The sequence below is a fragment of the Mycolicibacter icosiumassiliensis genome, assembly GCF_900078685.2.
Taxonomy (GTDB): Bacteria; Actinomycetota; Actinomycetes; order Mycobacteriales; family Mycobacteriaceae; genus Mycobacterium; species Mycobacterium icosiumassiliensis.
This window is the reverse complement of record NZ_LT546166.1, coordinates 886,764-906,135: the sequence shown is the minus strand read 5'-3', so window position 1 is coordinate 906,135 and position 19,372 is coordinate 886,764. Positions and strand designations below refer to the sequence as shown.

Genomic DNA, 19,372 nt, shown 5'->3' with positions numbered 1-19,372 from the left:
GGGGCCGCGGCTGGCGGCAGTGATCGCCGATGTGGGGGCGAGATTCGCGGTGGGTCCGGGGTCGTTGCCGCCCAGTGTGGTTTCGGCGGTGCAGATGCTGGTGGCGCGTGCTGGTGGGGAGCCGTTGGTGTGGTGCGACGCCGGCGACGGTGATTCCCAGGAGTGGGTGGCGCCGGGGGTGGACGCCGATTCGGTGGCGTTGATCGGGTACTGGGCGGGTTCGGTGCGCTGTCCTCGGGGGGTGGTGGTGACGCACGCCAACCTGATGGCCAGTTTGGCGGGCATCGGTGCGGCGTGGCTGGGTGATCCGCATGCGCTGGCGGTGTCGTGGTTGCCGGTGCATCAGCCGATGGGATTGGTCGGTGTGGTGTTGGCGAGCATCTATGCCGGGGGCTCGGCAGTGTTGATGGCGCCGGCGGCGTGCGTGCAGCGGCCGATGTGCTGGCTGGAGGCGGTGTCGCGGTGGCGGGCGACGGTGATGCTGGCCCCGGAGGCCGCCTATCGGTGGTGTGTGCAGCGCAGCAGCCCGGCGCAGCCTGCGGGCCTGGATTTCTCGAGTGTGTCTTCTGCGGTGATTGGCGGTGTCGGTCCGTCGTTGGCGGCCTCGATGGGTGTGTTTGCTGAGGCGTTTACCGCGGCGGGTTTTCGCTCTGAGGTGTGGCGGCCGGTGTACGAGGTGGCGGAGGCCACCTGGTTGGTGGCCGGAGGTTGCGATTCTCCGGCGGTGCGCTGCATCGATCGGGCTGGGATGCGGTCGGGGTGGGCGCTTGATACCGGCCCCGATGATCCCGACGCGCTGGCGGTGGCCGGATGTGGGCGCCCGCGTCAGCCGGTGGCGATTGTGGATCCGGATACGCGGTGTGAATGTGGGCCCGATGAGATCGGGGAGATCTGGGTCGGTGGTGCTGCTGTCGCCCAAGGGTATTGGGGTGTGCCGGCAAGTGATGATCAGAGCTTTGGGGCGGATCTCGCCGCTGATGGTGGTGGGTGGTGTGTGCGGACGGGGGATCGGGGGTTTGTCCGTCGCGGGGAGTTGTTTGTGTTGGGGCGTTGCGTCGATCTGGTGGCGGTCAAGGGGGTGAACTTCCGCGCGGGTGACCTGGAGGCCACGGTGCAGCAGCGTCACGCGGCGTTGCTGTCGGGGCGCGGTGCGGTGTTCACCGATGACGGTGAGCGGTTGGTGGTGGTCCAGGAGGTCAGCTGCCGGGTCGGTGAGCCCGAGCTCAACAAGTTGATGCCGATGATCCAGTCTGCACTGCTCGAACACCATGGCATTCAAGCGGATTCGATTCTCCTGGCTGATGAGATGCGGCTGCCCACCACCCCCGCCGGCGACGTGCACCGCAACGCATGCCGCTGGCGTTACCTCGACGGTGAGCTGGATTCACGGGCCACCTGGCACGCACCCCGCACCATCGGACCGGCCTGGGAACCGCATCGAGCCACCGTCGTCGCACTCATCGACAGCGCAAAGGTCCGCAGATAACGCGTCGGAACGCTGAGGTTCGTCGTCGATTACTTCATCATGACCTCTCGTAGGTGCTCGGCGGTTTCCTCTCCGCGCACGCCTGCGGTGCGTAGATCCGCGTAGACGCGCGGCCACAACATCGACCGGAAGCCGTGAGCATCCAGGTTGGTCAGCCTGTCGCCGGCGGGTGTCGGAAAGGGGCGCAACAACAAGCGGCCTCCGTCGATTGCTCGCAGCCCTGCTGCGAAGGCTGCGCGGGCCAGATCGCTCGGTGTGCGGCCCGAGACGTAAATCTCCATAGGTGACACTTCGGTCTGCGCGGGGGCCAGCACGCTCGCCGAGAGGGCGCCCGTCGCCGCCCACGGGATGGCGTGCTTATCCATGATCCGACCAAAGTCAATCGTGTCCGCGACTGGGTGACGCCACAAAACTCCTACGCGCAGGGAGGTCGGTGACCGCAACCGCTCAGCGGCATCGGCATAGGCCACAAGCAGTGCATCTCGATCGACGATCTCGCGAGCCGACCGGGGGCCACGGGCAGCATTGCTGGTGAGGTGGCCATCCTTCGCAAGGAACTTCAACGCCTCGGCGGCACTTCCCATCGAGATACCGGTAGCGGCGACAACGGAATTCACCGTCGGGACGGCGGCACCGGCTAGCAGGGCTTCGCAGACAGCCAGAGAGGTCGGACGCCAGCCGAGCCGGGTGTCGAGCGGTAGCGGTGGCGTGCCCTTCACGTCGATGGCGATGAGCGTCCCGGACTTCGGGTCGCGGTAGTAGATAGCAGCCGCACCGGACTCGTCCACCCAGCCCACTCCGGCGTCGTGCGCCATCTTCCTGGCACCTGGCGACATCCGCGGCGCAACCAGGATGTCCGGCCGGGGTGTGTCGTCCAAGGCTTGCGCGACGTGCTGTGGCCAGCCGGTGGGCAACCACCGGACGAGGAATGTGGCGGTGTCGTCCAGTGTGACGAGCGCATCGCGGTGCGGTCCGGGCCCCGGACGCGCACGCACTGTTCCGGGGTACACGGCCTGGAAAGCATTCACAAGCCGGTCAACAGAGGATGACACCATGTGATTGTACTTCAGAAAACAACGATACATCACTAATATAGTGAAGTAACTGTGTAACGTGATGTTCGAGGCAGGGATAGACGGGGGTCGGGTCGCCCCCGTAAAGGGCCGTGCCGGATCCGCGACCACGGGCTAGCCTCGGTGAAGTGACTGCAACCCCCACGCCCCGCGATGTCGATACCCTGCTGGATCACCTGTTCGTCGGCGAAGACCCGGCACTGGACGCGGCGCTGGCCGCCAGTGATGAGGCCGGGCTACCGACCATCGCGGTCTCGGCGCAACAGGGCAAGTTCTTGAACCTGCTGGCCACCGCCACCCAAGCCAAGCGAGTCCTGGAGATCGGCACCCTGGGCGGCTACAGCACCATCTGGCTGGCGCGCGCCGTCGGCCCCGACGGCTCCGTGGTGACACTGGAGTACCAGCCCAAGCACGCCGACGTCGCCCGGGCCAACCTGGACCGTGCCGGTGTCGGTGACCGGGTGCAGATTCTGGTCGGGGCCGCGCTGGACACCCTGCCGACGCTGTCCGGTGAGCCGTTCGACCTGGTGTTCATCGACGCCGACAAGGAGAACAACGTCGGCTACCTGAACTGGGCGGTGCAGCTCTGCCATCCCGGCTCGGTCATTGTGGTGGACAACGTGATCCGTGAGGGCGCGATCCTGGATGTGCGCGCCGACGACGCGACGGCCCGCGGCAGCCGGGACCTGCTGGAGCTGATGGGCCAGCATCCGCGGTTGCAGGCCACCACGGTTCAGACGGTCGGGGTCAAGGGCTGGGATGGCTTCGCGTTGGGCGTGGTGAGCTAGCGCGTTCCCGGGGCGCGAGGGCATTGATGCCAAACCAATGTAGATGTAGATTTGATGTATGCGTAGGACTCAGGTGCAAATCCCGGACGAGCTCTACCGTGACGCAAAACGGATCGCCCGCGACCACGAAATGACCCTCGCGGAAGTGATTCGTCGCGGGCTTGAGCACATGGTGCAGATCTATCCGGAACAGGGCACGGCATCCGGGCAGTGGCAACCGCCGGCGCCGCGGCGGCTCGGGACATTTCGTGCCTCCGAAGATGCGTGGCGTGAACTCGCCAACGAGATGTAGAGAATCCGTGCTGTCGATCGATACGAACGTACTGCTGTATGCGGCGAATCAGGATTGTGCCGAGAATGATGCTGCGGTGGCGTTTCTGGGTGAGTGCGCCAGCCGTAGCGACGTCGCGGTTTGTGAACTCGTGCTCATGGAGTTGTATCAGCTGCTTCGGAATCCCGCGGTGCTGCAGGAGCCTCTCGACGCTCCCGCTGCCGCCGCGATGTGTCAAGCGTTCCGCCACAATCGGCGGTGGGCGCTGATCGAGAACGCGTCGGTGATGAACGAGGTGTGGGCGTTGGCGGCTACGCCTGGAATCGCGCGTCGACGACTCTTCGACGCCCGGCTGGCGCTGACCCTGCGCCACCACGGTATTGATGAGTTCGCTACACGAAATATCAAGGACTTCAATGAATTCGGATTCTCGCGCGTATGGGATCCCACCCGGCGGTGAATCGAGGCGAAGCCTCAGCCGCAGACGGCGCCGATAGCCGCGGAGCCCACCAGCTTGCGGTATTTGGCCAGCACGCCGGTGGTGTAGCGCGGCGGCGGCGGGGTGAAACCCTGGGCGCGGGCGGCGAATTCCTCCGGATCAGCCACCACGTCCAGGGTCGCGTTGGCCACGTCGAGGCGGATCTTGTCCCCGTCGCGCAGGAACGCCACCGGTCCGCCGTCCACCGCTTCGGGGGCGATGTGGCCGACGCACAGGCCGGTGGTGCCGCCGGAGAACCGGCCGTCGGTCAGCAGCAGGACGTCCTTACCGAGACCCGCGCCCTTGATGGCGCCGGTGATCGCCAGCATCTCCCGCATCCCGGGGCCGCCCTTGGGGCCCTCGTAGCGGATCACCACGGCGTCGCCGGCACTGATCGTGCCGTCTTCCAGCGCGTCCAGCGCCGCCCGCTCGCCGTCGAAAACCCGTGCGGTGCCTTCGAACACGTCGCTGTCGAAGCCGGCGGACTTCACCACAGCGCCCTCCGGGGCGAGCGAGCCGCGCAGGATGGTGATGCCGCCGGTCGGGTGGATCGGGTTGGTCAGTGCGTGCAGCACCTTGCCGTCGACGACCGGGGGATTGAGCTCAGCGATGTTCTCCGCCATGGTCTTTCCGGTGACGGTCAGGCAGTCGCCGTGCAGTAGCCCGGCTTCCAGCAAGGTCTTCAACATGACCGGCACCCCGCCGATCTTGTCGATGTCGTACATGACGTGCGCCCCGAACGGCTTGACGTCCGCCAGGTGCGGCACCTTGGCACCCACCCGAGAGAAGTCGGCCAGGGTCAGATCCACCTCGGCCTCGCGGGCGATCGCCAGCAGGTGCAGCACCGCGTTGGTCGATCCACCGAACGCCATCACCACCGCGATCGCGTTCTCGAACGCCTCCTTGGTCAAGATGTCGCGGGCCGTGATGCCGCGGCGCAGCAACTCCACCACGGCCTGGCCGCTGGCGCGCGCATACCCGTCACGGCGCCGATCGATCGCCGGCGGGGAGGCGCTGCCCGGCAGTGACATGCCCAGCGCCTCAGCCGCGCTGGCCATGGTGTTGGCGGTGTACATGCCACCGCAGGCGCCCTCGCCGGGACAGATCGAGCGTTCGATGATGTCGACGTCCTCTTGCGACATCAGCCCGCGCGAACAGGCACCGACCGCCTCGAACGCGTCGATGATCGTTACCTCGCGCTCGGTGCCGTCGGATAGTTGGGCGTAGCCCGGCATAGTCGATCCCGCATAGAGGAAGACCGCGGCCAGGTCGAGGCGTGCCGCGGCCATCAGCATCCCGGGCAGCGATTTATCGCAACCGGCCAGCAACACCGAGCCGTCCAATCGCTCGGCGCACATCACGGTCTCAACACTGTCGGCGATGACCTCGCGCGAGACCAGCGAGAAGTGCATCCCCTCATGGCCCATCGAGATGCCGTCGGAGACCGAGATAGTGCCGAATTCCAGCGGGTAACCACTGGCCTCCAGGACGCCTTCTTTGGCGGCCTTGGCCAACCGGTCCAGCGACAGGTTGCACGGGGTGATCTCGTTCCACGACGAGGCCACGCCGATCTGGGGCTTGGCGAAGTCCTCGTCGCCCATGCCGACGGCGCGCAACATGCCGCGGGCGGCGGTTTTCTCCAGGCCGTCGGTGACGTCACGACTGCGCGGTTTGATGTCGACGGACGCCCCAGCGGTGTTGGTGTTCCCAGAATTCACCAGCTCAGTATGCCGGTAGGGCCGAACCGGGCAAAACGAATTAATACCCCGCGGGGGTATGCGCTAAAGTGGGCGCATGAGATCGGTTCTTACCGCCGCCGTCGCGGCAGTTGTCGGCCTGGCCGCCGGCGGGTGCCATCACGGGCCCACCCCGGTGCCCGAGGCGTCGACCAGTGCGGTGGGAATGACCGTCGGCAGCCCCGTCGACGTGCGGTTTCTGGAAGATATGGTGCTCCACCACCAGCAGGCCTTGGAGCTGGCGGCCATGGTGCCGGTGCAAAGCGCCGACCCGGCATTGGTGGCGTTCGCCGATCAAAGTGCAACCCAGCAGCGCACCGAACTGCAGGGATGCCAGGCGCAACTGTTGCAGTGGGAGATCCCCGGCGGTCATTCCGGCCGGGACCAAGCCGCTGACATTCCCGGCATGGTGGACAAGGCCACCGTGGACAAGCTGCGCAATTTGCGCGGACCGGCATTCGACACCCTGTGGTTGCAGACCATGATCGCTCACCACCGCGGCGCGATCACGATGGCGCAGAACGAGATCGGACACGGCGAGAGTCCGGAGGCGATCAGCATCGCGCAATCGCTCCTGCCGTTTCAGCAAACCGAGATCAATCAGATGAACCGACTGTTGGGGGCACCATGACCACCGAGGCTCCGGGGTACTCCCCGCGCAAAGACAACTACGCCAAACGGCTGCGCCGCATCGAGGGTCAGGTGCGCGGCATCGCCAAGATGATCGAGGAAGACAAGTACTGCATCGATGTCCTGACCCAGATCAGCGCGGTCAACAGTGCGCTGCGGTCGGTGGCGCTGAACCTGCTTGATGAACACCTGGGTCACTGCGTCAGCGGGGCCGTCGCAGCCGGCGGCGCGGAGGCCGAGGCGAAACTCACCGAAGCCTCCGCCGCGATCGCGCGGTTGGTTCGTTCCTGACCCTGTCGCCGTTACCATGTGATCCAGCAGTTACCGGGAGCGCCTTGCGCCACACACCACTCGACGCTGCCCCCAATACATGACTGTTGAAACCGGAAATACCCGATTGAGGCCGTGGACGCCACAGACCACGGCGCGATTGGCGATCCTGTCCGCTGCGGCTTTCATCTACGCCACCGCCGAGATCCTGCCGGTCGGCGCGCTGCCCGCGATCTCGGCCGGCCTGGGCGTGAGTGAGGCGCTGGTCGGGACCTTGCTGGCCTGGTATGCGGTGGTCGCAGCAGCGACGACGCTTCCGCTGGTGCGCTGGACCGCATTCTGGCCGCGCCGCCGGGTGCTGTTGCTCACCCTGGTCTGCCTGACCGCCTCGCAGGTGATTTCGGCGTTGGCGCCGAACTTCGCGGTGCTGGCTGGTGGCCGGGCGCTGTGCGCCGTCACGCACGGCCTGATGTGGTCGGTGCTGGCGCCCATCGCCACCCGGCTGGTGCCACCCAGCCATTCGGGCCGCGCGACGACGGCGATCTATGTCGGCACCAGCCTCGCACTGGTGGTCGGAATCCCGCTGACCTCGGCCATGAGTCTGCTGTGGGGCTGGCGGCTGGCTGTAGTGGTGATCACGGTGGCGGCGGCGGCCATCACTTTGGCCGCGCGAGTCGCGCTGCCGGCCCTGGTGCTGAGCACCGACCAACTGGCGCTGGTCGGGAACCATCACCACCGCAATGGGCGACTGGTGGCGGTGAGCACGCTGATGCTGATCGCCGTCACCGGGCACTTCATCTCCTACACCTTCATCGTGGTGATCATTGGCGACGTGGTCGGCGTCCCGGGGGCTCGCCTGGCGTGGCTGCTGGCCGCGTTCGGTGCCGCGGGGCTGATCGCGATGCCGCTGCTGGCGCGACCGGTGGACCACCGGCCCAAGTTGGTCACCGGTGGCTGCATGGCTGCGATGTCCGCGGCGTTCGTGGTCCTGGCGGCGCTGTCCATCGGCGGGCGTCACACCACCGGCACGGCGGTGGTGGGGGCGGCCGCGATCGTGCTGTGGGGGGCAATGGCGATGGCGGTGTCGCCGATGCTGCAGTCGGCGGCGATGCGCACCGCGCCCGACGATCCCGACGGTGCGTCGGGGCTCTACGTGACGGCTTTTCAGGTCGGCATCACCGGCGGCTCGCTGGCCGGCGGGCTGCTCTTCGAGCGGGCCGGGACCTCGGCCATGTTGGCGGCCTCAGCAGCGTTGGTCGGTGTCGCCGCAGTCGGCATCGCGGCCAGCAAGCGCCTGTTCGTCGTTCCCTGACGCGTCTCGCGCGGTAACGTTCGCCACTTCGCCGACAGGTAAAAGTGCTGCTAAAGGCCACTTCAGTCCGCTCCTGACGCCGCATTTCGTCCGTCGTAGCAGTTAGCTGGCAACCATCCTGTGAGACACTGGATCGAGATCGTGACCGGAGGTAGGTAGATGTCGGGTTGGAAGCTCACGCGATTCGGCGCGTGGCTCAGCGCCGCTGGATCGCGCCCGAGGGCGTTCCCCCCGGCCCGGACCCGCAGGCCGTTCCGGCCGGCCCGGTAGACCCTGCAGCCCCGGCGCAGCCCGGTGCGGTGCCGGCGGCCGCCTCCGGACCGGTTGTCGGGCAGAACCCGGAGCCGTTCACCGGCACGCCGCCGTTCCTGCCACCCACCTTCAACCCCGTCAACGGCTCGATGGTGGGTGTCGCCAAGCCGATCATCATCGACTTCCAGCGGCCGATCGCCGACAAGGCGATGGCCGAGCAGGCCATCCACATCTCCTCGAACCCGCCGGTGTCCGGCAAGTTCTACTGGATGACCCCGAGCCAGGTGCGGTGGCGTCCGCTGAACTTCTGGCCTGCCCACACCGTCGTCAACATCGACGCCGGCGGCACCAAGTCGAGCTTCCGCATCGGCGACTCCCTGGTGGCCACCGCCGATGACAAGACACACCAGATGACCATCACCCGAGACGGCAAGGTGGAGAAGACCTTCCCGATGTCGATGGGGATGAGCGCCGGTGGACACGAGACCCCCAACGGCACTTACTACGTGCTGGAGAAGTTCCCCACAGTGGTGATGGACTCCTCCACCTACGGCGTTCCGGTGAACTCCAGTTGGGGATACAAGCTCACCGTGCAGGATGCGGTCCGGATCGACAACAGCGGCGGCTTCGTGCACAGCGCGCCGTGGTCGGTGGCCGATCAGGGCAAGCGCAACGTCAGCCACGGCTGCATCAACCTCAGCCCGGCCAACGCCAAGTGGTTCTACGACAACTTCGGCAGCGGCGATCCCGTCGTGGTGAAGAACTCCGTCGGCAGCTACACCAAGAACGACGGTTCCCAAGACTGGCAGATGTAGCGCACGCTCCTGGTGCTCAGTTCCAGATCCGGACCCGCGAAGTGGGCTCCAGGTAGAGCGCGTCGTCCGGGGTGACGCCGAAGGCCTCGTAGTAGGCGTCCATGTTGCGGATCACCCCGTTGCAGCGGAACTCCGGCGGTGAGTGCGGATCCACCGCCAAACGCCGGATCGCCTCGGCCTCACGGGATTTGGTGCGCCACACCTGTGCCCAGCCGAAGAAAACGCGCTGGACACCGGTCAAGCCGTCGATCACCGGAGCCTGCGCGCCGGCCAGTGACAACTGGTAGGCGAGCAGAGCAATGGAAAGCCCGCCGAGATCGCCGATGTTCTCCCCGACGGTGAACGCGCCGTTCACGTGCCGCTCACCATCGAGTTCACGCGGCACGTAGGTCTCGTACTGGGCGATCAACGCCTTGGTGCGGGAACCGAATTCGGCGCGGTCGTCGTCGGTCCACCAGTCGATCAAGTTGCCGTCGCCGTCGTACTTGGCGCCCTGGTCGTCGAAACCGTGCCCGATCTCGTGCCCGATCACCGCACCAATACCGCCGTAGTTGGCCGCGTCGTCGGCGTCGGGGTCGAAGAACGGCGGTTGCAGGATCGCAGCGGGGAAGACGATCTCGTTCATACCCGGGTTGTAGTAGGCGTTGACGGTCTGCGGTGTCATGAACCATTCGTCGCGGTCCACCGGCTGGCCTAACTTGGCCAGTTCGCGGTCGTAATTGACCGCATAACCGCGCAAGTAGTTGCCGTACAGGTCGGCTGGGTCGGTGACCAGCGCTGAGTAGTCCCGCCACCGTGCGGGATAGCCGACCTTGGCGGTGAATTTGTCCAGCTTGGCCAATGCCCGCTCCCGGGTAGCCGGGGTCATCCAGTCCAGGTTGGTGATGCTCGCCCGGTAGGCCTCGCGCAGGTTGGCTACCAGCTCGTCGATGCGTGCCTTGGCGTCCGGCGGGAAATGCTTTGCCACGTAAAGCTTTCCGACGGCATCACCCATCAGGGACTCAACCACGGACACGCCGCGCTTCCAGCGGTCCCGGATCTGCTCGGTACCCGACAGCCGGCGCCCGTAGAACTCGAAGTCCTCGGCGATCAACTCCTCGGTCAGAAGTCCGGCGCGAGCATGAATAACCCGCCACCGTGCCCAGTCCTGCCAGTCGGCGAAATCCGCGCTCTCCCAGAGCCCGGCGAAGGCTGTCAGGAAGTCGGGCTGGCGCACCACCAATTCGTCGGCGGCGTCGGGGCGCACGCCGAGAGCGCTCACCCAGCCGGCCCAATCGAAGCCAGGCGCTTCGTCCGGCAGCCCGGCGAAGGTGCGCAGGTTGTAGGTCAGCTCGGCGTCGCGGCGCTTCACCACGTCCCAGTGCGCGCTTGCCAACCGGGTCTCCAGCGCCACGATGCGTGCCGCGGTCGCGGCGTGCTCGTCCGGTTCTCCGCCGTAGACCAGAGCGAACATCGCCGCGATGTGGCCCGGGTAGGCCGCCAGGATCTCGGCGTGCTGTTCCTCGCGGTAGTAGGACTCGTCGGGCAGCCCGATGCCGGACTGGTTCAGGTGCAGCAGATAGCGGGTCGAGTCCTTTGAGTCGGTGTCCACATAGAGCCCGACGCCGCCGCCCACCCCGGTGCGCTGACCTGCGCCCACCACCCGCGCCAGGGCCTCGCGGTCACCGGCATCGTCGATCGCGGACAGCTCCTGGCGCAGCGGCGCCACGCCGCGCTCACGGACGGCCTCCTCGTCCAAGAAGCTGGCGTAGAGGTCGCCGATCCGGCGCTCATCGGTATCGACCGCATCCGCACCCGCCGCGGCCGACTCGCTCGGCTCATGCGGCGATCCCAGCTTCGCCTCTCCTGCGTCGAGCCTCGCTGAATCGCCGGCCTCAGTGAGCAGATCGCGGACCTGGACCTCGGCCCGGTCGAATAAAGCACGGAAGGCTCCGTCGGTGGCACGGTCCGGTGGCATCTCGTAGCCGACGAGCCAGCGGCCGTTGACGTGACCGAAAAGGTCGTCCTGCGGACGGACGCCACTATCGATATAGGTGAGATCAAGGCCGGATCGGGTGGCTGGTGAGGTCACCAGCCCATCCTTCCACGACGAACGCTGCAGCTCTCCTGTAGCGTCACCGCCATGCCGGACGAGCAGCAACCCGACGTCTCCGCCGAGGTGGACCATGAAATCACCGAGCTTGACGACGTCACACTAGAGAGCACCGCGGACCAGGACGCTGAAGAAGAGGCCAGCGGGAAAGAGCCGCAGAAAGCCGCCAAGAAGACCGCCCACAGCAAGCCGGCTCCGGCGGCCTCGGGCGGTGGCCTCTCCGGCTACGGCTGGGGATCGGTGGCCCTGGGCCTGGTCGCGGTGGCCGCGTTGGTGTTCAGTCTGATCACCTTGTACCAGCACCGTGAGGACGTCAACGAGCGCGGTTACCGCAGTCGAGTCCTACAGACCGCCGCCAGTTGGACCAGTGTGCTGATCAACTTGAACGCCGAGAACGTCGAGAAAGGCATGGCGCGGCTGCGCGACAAGACCGTTGGCGAGCTCAACAGCGAGTTCGACGCGGCCTTGGCGCCTTACCGTGATGTGGTGCAGCGGATCCAGTCGCGCAGCAGCGGCCGGATCGAAGCCGTCGCCATCGAGCTGGAGCAACACGATCTTGACGAGCCGGCGGCCACCGGCAGTGACAAGCCGTCGAACCCCGGCCGTACCGACCCGGTGATGGTGATCGCCACCTCGATCGCCGAGAACGTCGGAGGCAGGCCGCAGACCGTGCACTGGGCTTTGCACCTGGACGTCACCGACGTCGCCGGCAATATGATGATTTCCCGATTGAGGTCCATTCGATGAGCAAGCTGGAACTGCTGAAATCGCAGTCGCTGTGGCGGGTCTTGGCCGTCGACATCGTCGCGCCGCTGGCCGCGATCGGCGGCCTGGTGCTGGTCGGGCTGACACTCGACTGGCCGCTCTGGTACGTGTCGCTGTGCTCGGTGCTGGTGCTGCTGATCGTTGAGGGCATGGTGGTCAACTTCGTGCTGCTGCGCCGCGACGCGGTCACGGTCGGCACCGACAACGAGCGGCCCGGCCTGCGCTTCGGGGTGGTCGGCCTGACCGCCGCGGCGCTGGTGGCCGCGGCGGTGCTCGGATACCTGCGCTGGACTGTTCCCGACCGCGACCTGGAGGCCGACTCGGGTGAGGCGGTCAAGACCGCCGTCGCCATGGCCGAAGCTGCGGCCACGGTCTCGCCGGCCAACCCGGACGCATCGATCGAGAAGGCTGCGACCTACATGGTCCCGGACCGGGTCAACGCATTCCGGGAGAGCATCGGCCGGACCGCCACCGACATGGCCAACCGCAACATCGCCGTCGAGGCGCAGACGCTCAGTGCCGGTGTCGAGGCGCTCGGGCCGTCGGCCGCGCGGGTCGCGGTTGTGATGCGTAGCGTCCAGACCATCGCCAACCAGCAGGTCAAGCAGTCGGTGGTGCCGGTGCGGGTGACGCTGACCAAGCGCGGCGGTCAGTGGATGGTCCTGGAGATGTCACCGATCCACGCTCGCTGACGCACCGGGCGGGGCGACCGGCGTCAGACGATGTCGGGCGCTTCGCGGGTGTGCAGCTTGACGAAGCGGTCTGACAAGCGGCGCATCCGGATCATCAGCGAGGCCGGTGGGCTGACCGTGCCGTTGAGGTATACACCGAGCGTGTCGGCGGGTACTCCGACCCGCGAGGCGAACTCTTGCTGGCTCAATCCGGACCGCTCGATCAGTACTCGCATGTGACGCGCGACCTCCGCGCGCTCGTTGGCCTCCAGGTGCGCCCGGGTACGCGTCAGGACCTCCGACAGAGCTTTAGCGATACCGAAGGATTCGGTGCCTTCCAGCACCTCTTCGACCTGGCGCGCAGTGCGGCCGTAGGGATCGCGCTTGAGTGCCACCACGATGAGCTGCCAGGTGGCGATGTCGCCGGTCTGCAGCGCAGCGCGGATAGCCGACGTGGGCCAGAACTCGACCGGCCGGTCGGTGTCGCCGGACGGCTGCCGGGGCAGCGGCCCACGGCGTCGGTCCGCGGCCAACGTCACCTCTCCTCCTCCAGCATCGCCACGGCAACTGCCAGGCAGCGCCCTTGTACGTGTTCCCAGTCCGTACTCGCTCCAAGCGCATCGTCGCCGGAGGTGTAGTCGCCGCGTGCGGTGGGCTCCGGATCGGCGAGTCGACAGACGAGCTGGGTGGCCATCCAGTGTCCGTCGGCTGGTTGACCAGAGTAGTACGCATCAATTCCGCTGAGTGCCCCAGCAACGGTTTTCGGGCCCAGCGCATCGGCCAGATCGGCTAGCGTGGCGTAGTCGCGGGGGCTGTTGCGTGCCAGCGCCAGGTAGCCGGCCAGGCGCAGCGTTTCGGCGCCGGTGGGTATCTGTAGCCGGTCGCCGGTGGGCAGTTGGACTGCGGCGGCTTCCATCGGGCGGCACCGGGTCAACGCCGGGAAATCGAGTCCGATCTCGGTGGCCGCCCAGGACTCGGTTTCCAGCGCGTCCAGTGCGATGGCGAGCCGGCGCCGCCACACGGTGACCGGGTGAACCGGACGGATGGTGCGGGGCTGCGCCCGGTCCGTACCGGTACGCGACTGCCAGCCGCCGGTCAGCCGGGCCAGTGCATGGCTCACCACCCTGCCGCCCGCCGCCGCAGGCGGTCCTGCCGGCCCGGAAGCGACCCGCACCGCTTCGATCTTGCTGGTGGCGACCTCGGCCACGCCGCAGCCGCGCAGCGCCAACGGGTCGCTGACGCAGACCGCGTCGGGAACCAGCCCTTTGAGCCGGGCCGCCGACTTGACCACCACCCGAAGGTCGGCGCTGGGTGTGATCAGGGCGGAGATGTCATCGGGGATCACCACGACGTCGCCCAAATCAACTGTGGGCAAAGGCTTTTCGAAGTCAACCGACGGCAGGATCCGGGCCAGCCAGCGAGGCAGCCACCAGTTCCACTCAGCGAACATCGCCATCAGTGCGGGAACAAGCACCAGCCGCACCACCGTGGCGTCGACCGCGATCGCCACCGCGCAGGCCACCCCCAGCTCGGCGACCAGCGGCATGCCGGCAAACGCGAAACCGATGAACACCGCGATCATGATCAGGGCGGCGCTGGTGATGGTGCGCGCGCTGGTACTCACCCCGTAGGCGACGGCGTCGTGGGTGTTCCCGGTCTGCAGGAAACGCTCACGGATGCGGGTCAGCAGGAAGATCTCGTAGTCCATCGACAGACCGAACGTCATCGCCAGCACGAGCGGCGGAATGAAGGTGTCGATGGAACCGGTCGATGCGAAGCCGAACCGTTCCAGCCAACCCCACTGGAACACCATCACCAGGCTGCCGTAGGCAGCCGCCACCGACAGCACCGTCATCACGACGCCTTTGAGCGCCAGGAACACCGACTGGATCGAGACCAACAACATCAGGAAGGCGATCAGCGCCACGAACACCAGCACCATCGGTTCGGCCGCCGCGACTCGGTCGTCGAAGTCCTTGATCAACGCGGTCGGTCCGCCGACATCCACCTGGACCGCCGGCGAGCCGGCCGCCGCCGGCAGGTGTTCACGCATCCAGTCGACGGTTGTCCGAGCGGCCATGTCTTCGGGGTCGACGGACAGCACGGCCGACAGCAGGCCGCTGCTGTCGTCATTGCCGAAGACCGGCGGGGACACCGAAGCGATGTTGGGGGCTTGCGACATCTCCTGGCGGATCGCGGCGAAGGTCTCGGCGTGGGCGGGCGCCGACGCGTTCGCGCCGGGGATGGTGACCAACACCCGGACCGGCCCCAGCGCACCCGGGCCCAGGGCTTGAGCTGCTGCGGCCACTCCGCCGCGGATCTCGTGGGAGGAGTCGAACTGGCGCAGCATGCTGTTGCCCGTTGACAGCGACAGCGCCGGCGCCGCGAGCGCCAGCAGGAATCCCGCGGCCACCAAGGCCGAGACCCAGGGGCGCCGCATCACCGAAGCCGTCCAGCTGGTCCAGAACCGGGACTGGGCCAGCTGCGGGCCGCGTGCCCAGTGCAGCAGCGACGACCGTTTGGCGACTGCCCGGCCGAACAGGGCCAACACCACCGGGGTCAGGCTGACCGATGCCAGCACCGCCACCGAGACAGCCAGGATCGCTCCGGTTGCCATCGATACCAGCACCGGCGTGTTGATCAGATAGATCCCGGTCAGGGAGGCCACCACGGTCAGACCCGAGAGCACCACGGCCAGCCCGGACGTCGCCATCGCCGCATCGACGGCCTCCTGGGGTTGGCGACCGGCCCGCAGTTCCTCGCGGTAGCGCATCAGAATGAAGAGCGAGTAGTCGATCGCCAGTGCGATGCCGAACATCGATACCGTGGACGTGACGAACACCGACATCGCGGTGAACATCGACAGCAGGTAGACCAGCCCCATGGTGACGATCACCGTGCCGATTCCCAGCGCCAGCGGAATTGCGGCGGCCGCCAGTGAGCCGAACACCGCCAGCAAGACGATCAGCACGACCGGCAGGTTCCATCGCTCGGCTGCGCCGATGTCCTGCTTGGTCTTCGCCGATGCCGCGGCGCCGAGTGCGCCCTGCCCGATCACGTAGAGGTTGACCGAACCGTTTTCGACCCGGCCAGGATGTTCGCCTTCCACCCCCAGCTTCGTGCGCAGCTTCTTGGCGACGTCGACCGCGCCGGTGTTGTTGAAGTCCACCCGCAGGGACACCACGTAAGGCCGGTCGGGCCGCGGGGGCGGCTGCGTCGTATCCGGCAACACCTTCACGCTGGGGACCTCGCCGGCGGCCCGCTGGAGCAGCGCGACGGCGTCATGCATGTCCCGATAGGTGGCGTCAGCGCGCGGTGCGGCCACCAAGGCCAGCGGTGAGGCGCCCTGCTCGGGAAAATGATCCTCGAGCTGATATTGCACGTGCAGCGACTGCGATCCCTGGACCTCGAAGCCCCCACCGGTGAGGTGGCCGGACTGAGTGGCGGCCAGGTAGAGCGAGGGGACCACAGCAAGTAACCACCCTGTGAAGACCACCCAGCGGAATCTGCGCAGGTTGCTGCTGAAGCGCATCATGAACTGCTGGATTTCGTCTCTCCCCGCTCTCGCCCGCACCGGTGCGCTGCGTGCAGCGAGCCTACCGCAGCACCCTGTTGCACTGGCTGTTTCCGTCGCCTCTGAGCTGCTCCGATGCCGTCCGGGAACCACACTGTGACCAGGCTGACCGGTGCTCGGGTGGCGGCATCAGGTGGTTACTGCCAGGATAGGCAAAGGCCGTCTTTCGATCTGCCGGAGCTGCCGGGGGGCATCGCACGCACACCAGAGCATCGTCAAGCGTCATCCGCAATGTGGCGGGCTGGCCGGGGCTGATCGGAAATCTTGCCAGTCGTGAGGAGAGTTCGTGAACATCACCCGTGCCACCATGCGTCGCAGTCTGTCGGGCAAGGGCGTCCTTGCCGCCGTGCCTGTCCTTCTGGGTGGTGCCGTCACGGCCACGCTGCTGGCCACCCCGTCGGCACCCTCGGCCACCGCAGCCAAAGACCCCTGCGTGGCCAGCGAGATCGCCCGGACCGTGGGGAAGGTCGTCACCTCGACCGGCGACTACCTGGACGCGCACCCGGACACCAATCAGGTGATGACCGGTGCGCTGCAGCAGCAGCCCGGCCCGCAGACGCTGGCAAACCTGAAGGCGCACTTCGAGGCCAACCCGAAGGTCCAAGACGACCTGGCCAAGATCATCGCGCCGGTCCAAGAGGTGACCGACCAGTGCAAGCTGGCGGTCAGCCTGCCGCAGGTGCTCGGGCTACTGCAGGCCGTGCAGGCTCAAGGCGGCCTACCGGGAGGCGGACTGCCCGGCGGACTGCCCGTGGGCGGCCTGCCGGTGACCGGTCTGCCGGTGAGTGGACCTGCGGGCGGTGCGGTGACCCAACCGATAGCGGTTCGCTGAGGACCGGCGCGTAGTCGTCGGTGGCCTGGTCGGCCGCGTTGTCGCTGCGGAACACGAAAAAGAACACCACCCAGCCGACGGCTGATATCAGCACCCAGCTGATCATCCGATAGATCAGTACCGCAGAGATGGCGTCCGGCAAGGTCAGCCCGCTGGACACCAAGCCCGGCACCAACACGGCCTCGACAACCAACAGGCCGCCGGGGATCAGGGGAATCGTTCCCGCCGCGCGGGCGGCGGCGTAGGCCACCGTCAAACCGGCAACCGACGCCCGCCCACCGGTGGCATAGGCGGCGCACGCCAGGCAGGCGACGTCGGCGACCCAGTTGAACAGCGACCACCCGAACGCCGTCGACAGATCGCGACGGCCCAGGCTGACCGACTCCAGTTGGCCCAACATTCGGCGCCAGGTCGCAAGCCCGGCGTCCACGGGCCGGGAGCGTACCGAGTTGAACCAGGACAGCGCGCGAACCCCGATGCCGTCGATCAGCTCCGGTCGCGAGGCGGCCGCCTGCGCCAGCAGCAGCAACGCGATGAAGCCGCCGAGGGTGAACAACAGCGAGAAGGGATTGCTGCGGGCACCGAGGAGGAAGGCCCCGCCGAGGCCCAGTACGGCCAGCCCGACCGCCTGCAGTACCCCCGACATCACCAGCTGCCACGAGGCCACCACCGGGGTCGCCCCCCAACGGCGTTGCTGCCGGTACAGGAAGGTCGTCGACAGCACCGGGCCGCCGGGCAGGGTGGTACTGAGCGAATTGGCGGCGTAGAACGCGGCCTCGGACTGCCCCTGCGACACGCGCACACCGGCCGAGCCCAGTAGCGTCCGCTGGATCTGCGCGAAGCTGTGCATCGAAGCGGCCGCGGCCACCAACGCCCCGATCAGCCAGCGGGCGTCGGCGCGGCAGAGACTGCACCACGCGGAAAAAACCTGGTCCCACACCAGCACGAGTTCGACCGTGAGCACCGCCAGGATCAGTCCCACCAGAACCGGGCGCACCCACCGGTATTTGCCACCGGGGCGCTGCCGAGCCGAGGTTCCTCGCCCGTCAACGCCGGAAACGACGACGTCGGGAACGACGCAGTCGTGGGAAACGGGGGCGTGGGGCACGAATTTAAAGGTTAGCCGCGCCACGTCGATATTCAGCTACCTGATGTGCACCCGCTGCGGCATCGTTACGCTACCGGAATGTCAGCCAGCGCAGACGAATCCGTACATCCGACGGTGCGCCAGGCGGCGGCATGGGCCTGGCGCTTGCTGGTGCTCTTCGCCGCGGCGTTGGTGGTGCTGCTGATCATCCGGCGCCTCGAAGTGATCGTCGTCCCGGTGGCGATCGCGATGATGATGTCGGCCCTGCTGTTGCCCGGCGTGGACTGGCTGTCCCGGCACGGCGTGCATCGGGGGCTGGCGGTGTTCCTGCTGCTGCTCGGCGGCCTGGCGGTGCTCGCGGCGCTGCTGAGCTTCGTGGTCGACCAGTTCATCGACGGGGTGCCCGAACTGGTCGAGCAGGTCACCCAGGTGATCAACTCGACCCAGCACTGGCTGGTCGAGGGGCCGCTACATCTGAGCAGTGAACAGATCGACAGCGCCGGCGACACCGTGGTGAACGGTTTGCGCAATAACCAGGCAAAGCTGACCAGCGGCGCCCTGTCCACCGCAGAGACCGTCACCAAGATCATCACCGGCGCCTTCGTCGTGCTGTTCACGCTGATCTTCTTCCTCTACGGCGGCCGCGACATCTGGCGATTCACGGTGAAGTTCTTCCCCAGCCAGGTGCGCACCACCGTGCACGCGGCCGGCGTCGCGGGATTCGAATCACTGATCGGCTATGTGCGGGCGACGTTCCTGGTGGCGCTGGTCGACGCACTCGGAATCGGCATCGGCTTGGCCGTCATGGCGGTGCCGTTGGCTTTGCCGCTGGCCTCGTTGGTGTTTCTGGGCGCCTTCATCCCGCTGGTCGGTGCGGTGCTCACCGGATTGCTGGCCGTATTAGTCGCCCTGATCGCCAAGGGGTGGATCTACGGCCTGGTCACCCTGGGGCTGATTATCGCGGTCAACCAATTGGAAGCCCATGTGCTGCAGCCGCTGGTCATGGGCCGTGCCGTCTCGATCCATCCGCTGGCGGTGGTGTTGGGCATCTCCACCGGCGGAATCCTGGCGGGCATCGTCGGTGCGCTGCTCGCCGTCCCGACGATCGCATTCGTCGACCGGGCGGTGCGGGTACTGATCGGAGCTGCGGATTCGGGCACACCGGACGCTGCGGATGCCCTAGACCCGGTGGCTACCGATCCGCCGGACCCGTCAGCCGACGACGTCAGTACCGACCCTC

General features: G+C 67.1%; 16 protein-coding genes and 2 pseudogenes. 12 read left to right on the top strand and 6 right to left on the bottom strand.

Annotation, left to right across the window (positions count from 1 at the left end; translation table 11 throughout):
• On the top strand, positions 1-1,486 hold a 1,486-nt coding region (locus BN4346_RS27965; RefSeq protein ID WP_096867464.1), incomplete at its 5' end, for an AMP-binding protein.
• A gap of 29 nt (positions 1,487-1,515) precedes the next feature.
• Here the strand turns inward: BN4346_RS27965 and BN4346_RS27960 are convergent.
• The gene (locus BN4346_RS27960; RefSeq protein ID WP_167666240.1) at positions 1,516-2,571 is read right to left on the bottom strand and encodes a hypothetical protein; all 1,056 of its coding nucleotides are present in this window, start codon (positions 2,569-2,571) and stop codon (positions 1,516-1,518) included.
• A gap of 116 nt (positions 2,572-2,687) precedes the next feature.
• Between BN4346_RS27960 and BN4346_RS27955 the strand changes: the two genes are divergently transcribed.
• From BN4346_RS27955 to BN4346_RS27945, 3 genes are read left to right on the top strand one after another with little or no spacing between them, the layout of a single operon-like run.
• A complete protein-coding gene (locus BN4346_RS27955; RefSeq protein ID WP_067968841.1) occupies positions 2,688-3,347 on the top strand; it encodes an O-methyltransferase in 660 nt (219 codons plus the stop codon).
• Between the two features lie 58 nt (positions 3,348-3,405).
• On the top strand, positions 3,406-3,639 hold the full coding sequence (locus BN4346_RS27950; protein WP_067968837.1) for an antitoxin: 234 nt from the start codon (positions 3,406-3,408) through the stop codon (positions 3,637-3,639).
• A 7-nt stretch (positions 3,640-3,646) separates the two neighbouring features.
• On the top strand, positions 3,647-4,078 hold the full coding sequence (locus BN4346_RS27945) for a TA system VapC family ribonuclease toxin (protein WP_067968836.1): 432 nt from the start codon (positions 3,647-3,649) through the stop codon (positions 4,076-4,078).
• 14 nt (positions 4,079-4,092) lie between these two features.
• On the opposite strand, the gene ilvD is transcribed toward BN4346_RS27945, so the two are convergent.
• Complete coding sequence (ilvD, locus tag BN4346_RS27940) at positions 4,093-5,817, bottom strand: dihydroxy-acid dehydratase (protein WP_096867463.1); 1,725 nt, start codon at positions 5,815-5,817, stop codon at positions 4,093-4,095.
• A gap of 73 nt (positions 5,818-5,890) precedes the next feature.
• Between ilvD and BN4346_RS27935 the strand changes: the two genes are divergently transcribed.
• The 4 genes from BN4346_RS27935 (at position 5,891) to BN4346_RS27920 (ending at position 9,111) form a co-directional block, all read left to right on the top strand.
• The gene (locus BN4346_RS27935) at positions 5,891-6,463 is read left to right on the top strand and encodes a DUF305 domain-containing protein (RefSeq protein ID WP_078058465.1); all 573 of its coding nucleotides are present in this window, start codon (positions 5,891-5,893) and stop codon (positions 6,461-6,463) included.
• A complete protein-coding gene (gene ricR / locus BN4346_RS27930; RefSeq protein ID WP_067968834.1) occupies positions 6,460-6,753 on the top strand; it encodes a copper-sensing transcriptional repressor RicR in 294 nt (97 codons plus the stop codon). Before BN4346_RS27935 ends, ricR begins: the two co-directional genes overlap by 4 nt.
• A 79-nt stretch (positions 6,754-6,832) precedes the next feature.
• A complete protein-coding gene (locus BN4346_RS27925; RefSeq protein ID WP_067968833.1) occupies positions 6,833-8,044 on the top strand; it encodes an MFS transporter in 1,212 nt (403 codons plus the stop codon).
• A 191-nt stretch (positions 8,045-8,235) separates the two neighbouring features.
• Positions 8,236-9,111: a L,D-transpeptidase gene (locus tag BN4346_RS27920; RefSeq protein ID WP_235653540.1), complete on the top strand. Its 876-nt coding sequence runs from the start codon at positions 8,236-8,238 to the stop codon at positions 9,109-9,111.
• Between the two features lie 16 nt (positions 9,112-9,127).
• Here the strand turns inward: BN4346_RS27920 and BN4346_RS27915 are convergent, their stop codons facing one another.
• Positions 9,128-11,182: a M13 family metallopeptidase gene (locus tag BN4346_RS27915; protein WP_067968826.1), complete on the bottom strand. Its 2,055-nt coding sequence runs from the start codon at positions 11,180-11,182 to the stop codon at positions 9,128-9,130.
• Positions 11,183-11,233: 51 nt separating this feature from the next.
• On the opposite strand from BN4346_RS27915, the gene BN4346_RS27910 reads away from it, so the two are divergent.
• Entirely contained in the window at positions 11,234-11,950 is a 717-nt protein-coding gene (locus tag BN4346_RS27910) for a hypothetical protein (RefSeq protein ID WP_067968823.1), read from the top strand.
• Positions 11,947-12,660 carry a hypothetical protein gene (locus BN4346_RS27905; protein ID WP_067968820.1) on the top strand — a complete coding sequence of 238 codons (714 nt, stop codon included), beginning with the start codon at positions 11,947-11,949 and terminating at the stop codon, positions 12,658-12,660. The genes BN4346_RS27910 and BN4346_RS27905 overlap by 4 nt, the downstream gene beginning before the upstream one ends.
• A gap of 23 nt (positions 12,661-12,683) precedes the next feature.
• Here BN4346_RS27905 and BN4346_RS27900 read toward each other — a convergent pair whose 3' ends face one another.
• Together BN4346_RS27900 and BN4346_RS27895 are read right to left on the bottom strand one after the other, a co-directional pair.
• The gene (locus BN4346_RS27900) at positions 12,684-13,178 is read right to left on the bottom strand and encodes a helix-turn-helix domain-containing protein (RefSeq protein ID WP_067968816.1); all 495 of its coding nucleotides are present in this window, start codon (positions 13,176-13,178) and stop codon (positions 12,684-12,686) included.
• Positions 13,175-16,174: an MMPL family transporter gene (locus BN4346_RS27895; RefSeq protein WP_067968813.1), complete on the bottom strand. Its 3,000-nt coding sequence runs from the start codon at positions 16,172-16,174 to the stop codon at positions 13,175-13,177. Before BN4346_RS27895 ends, BN4346_RS27900 begins: the two co-directional genes overlap by 4 nt.
• 346 nt (positions 16,175-16,520) lie before the next feature.
• Between BN4346_RS27895 and BN4346_RS48800 the strand changes: the two are divergent.
• Positions 16,521-16,862, top strand: a pseudogene (locus BN4346_RS48800) (hemophore); the annotation flags it as partial.
• A 16-nt stretch (positions 16,863-16,878) separates the two neighbouring features.
• On the opposite strand, the gene BN4346_RS27885 reads toward BN4346_RS48800, so the two are convergent.
• Positions 16,879-18,153, bottom strand: a complete 1,275-nt coding sequence (locus BN4346_RS27885) for a lysylphosphatidylglycerol synthase transmembrane domain-containing protein (RefSeq protein ID WP_067968810.1) — start codon at positions 18,151-18,153, stop codon at positions 16,879-16,881.
• A gap of 78 nt (positions 18,154-18,231) precedes the next feature.
• Here BN4346_RS27885 and BN4346_RS27880 point away from each other — a divergent pair.
• A pseudogene (locus BN4346_RS27880) lies at positions 18,232-19,272 on the top strand (AI-2E family transporter); the annotation flags it as partial.
• Positions 19,273-19,372 lie beyond the last annotated feature (100 nt).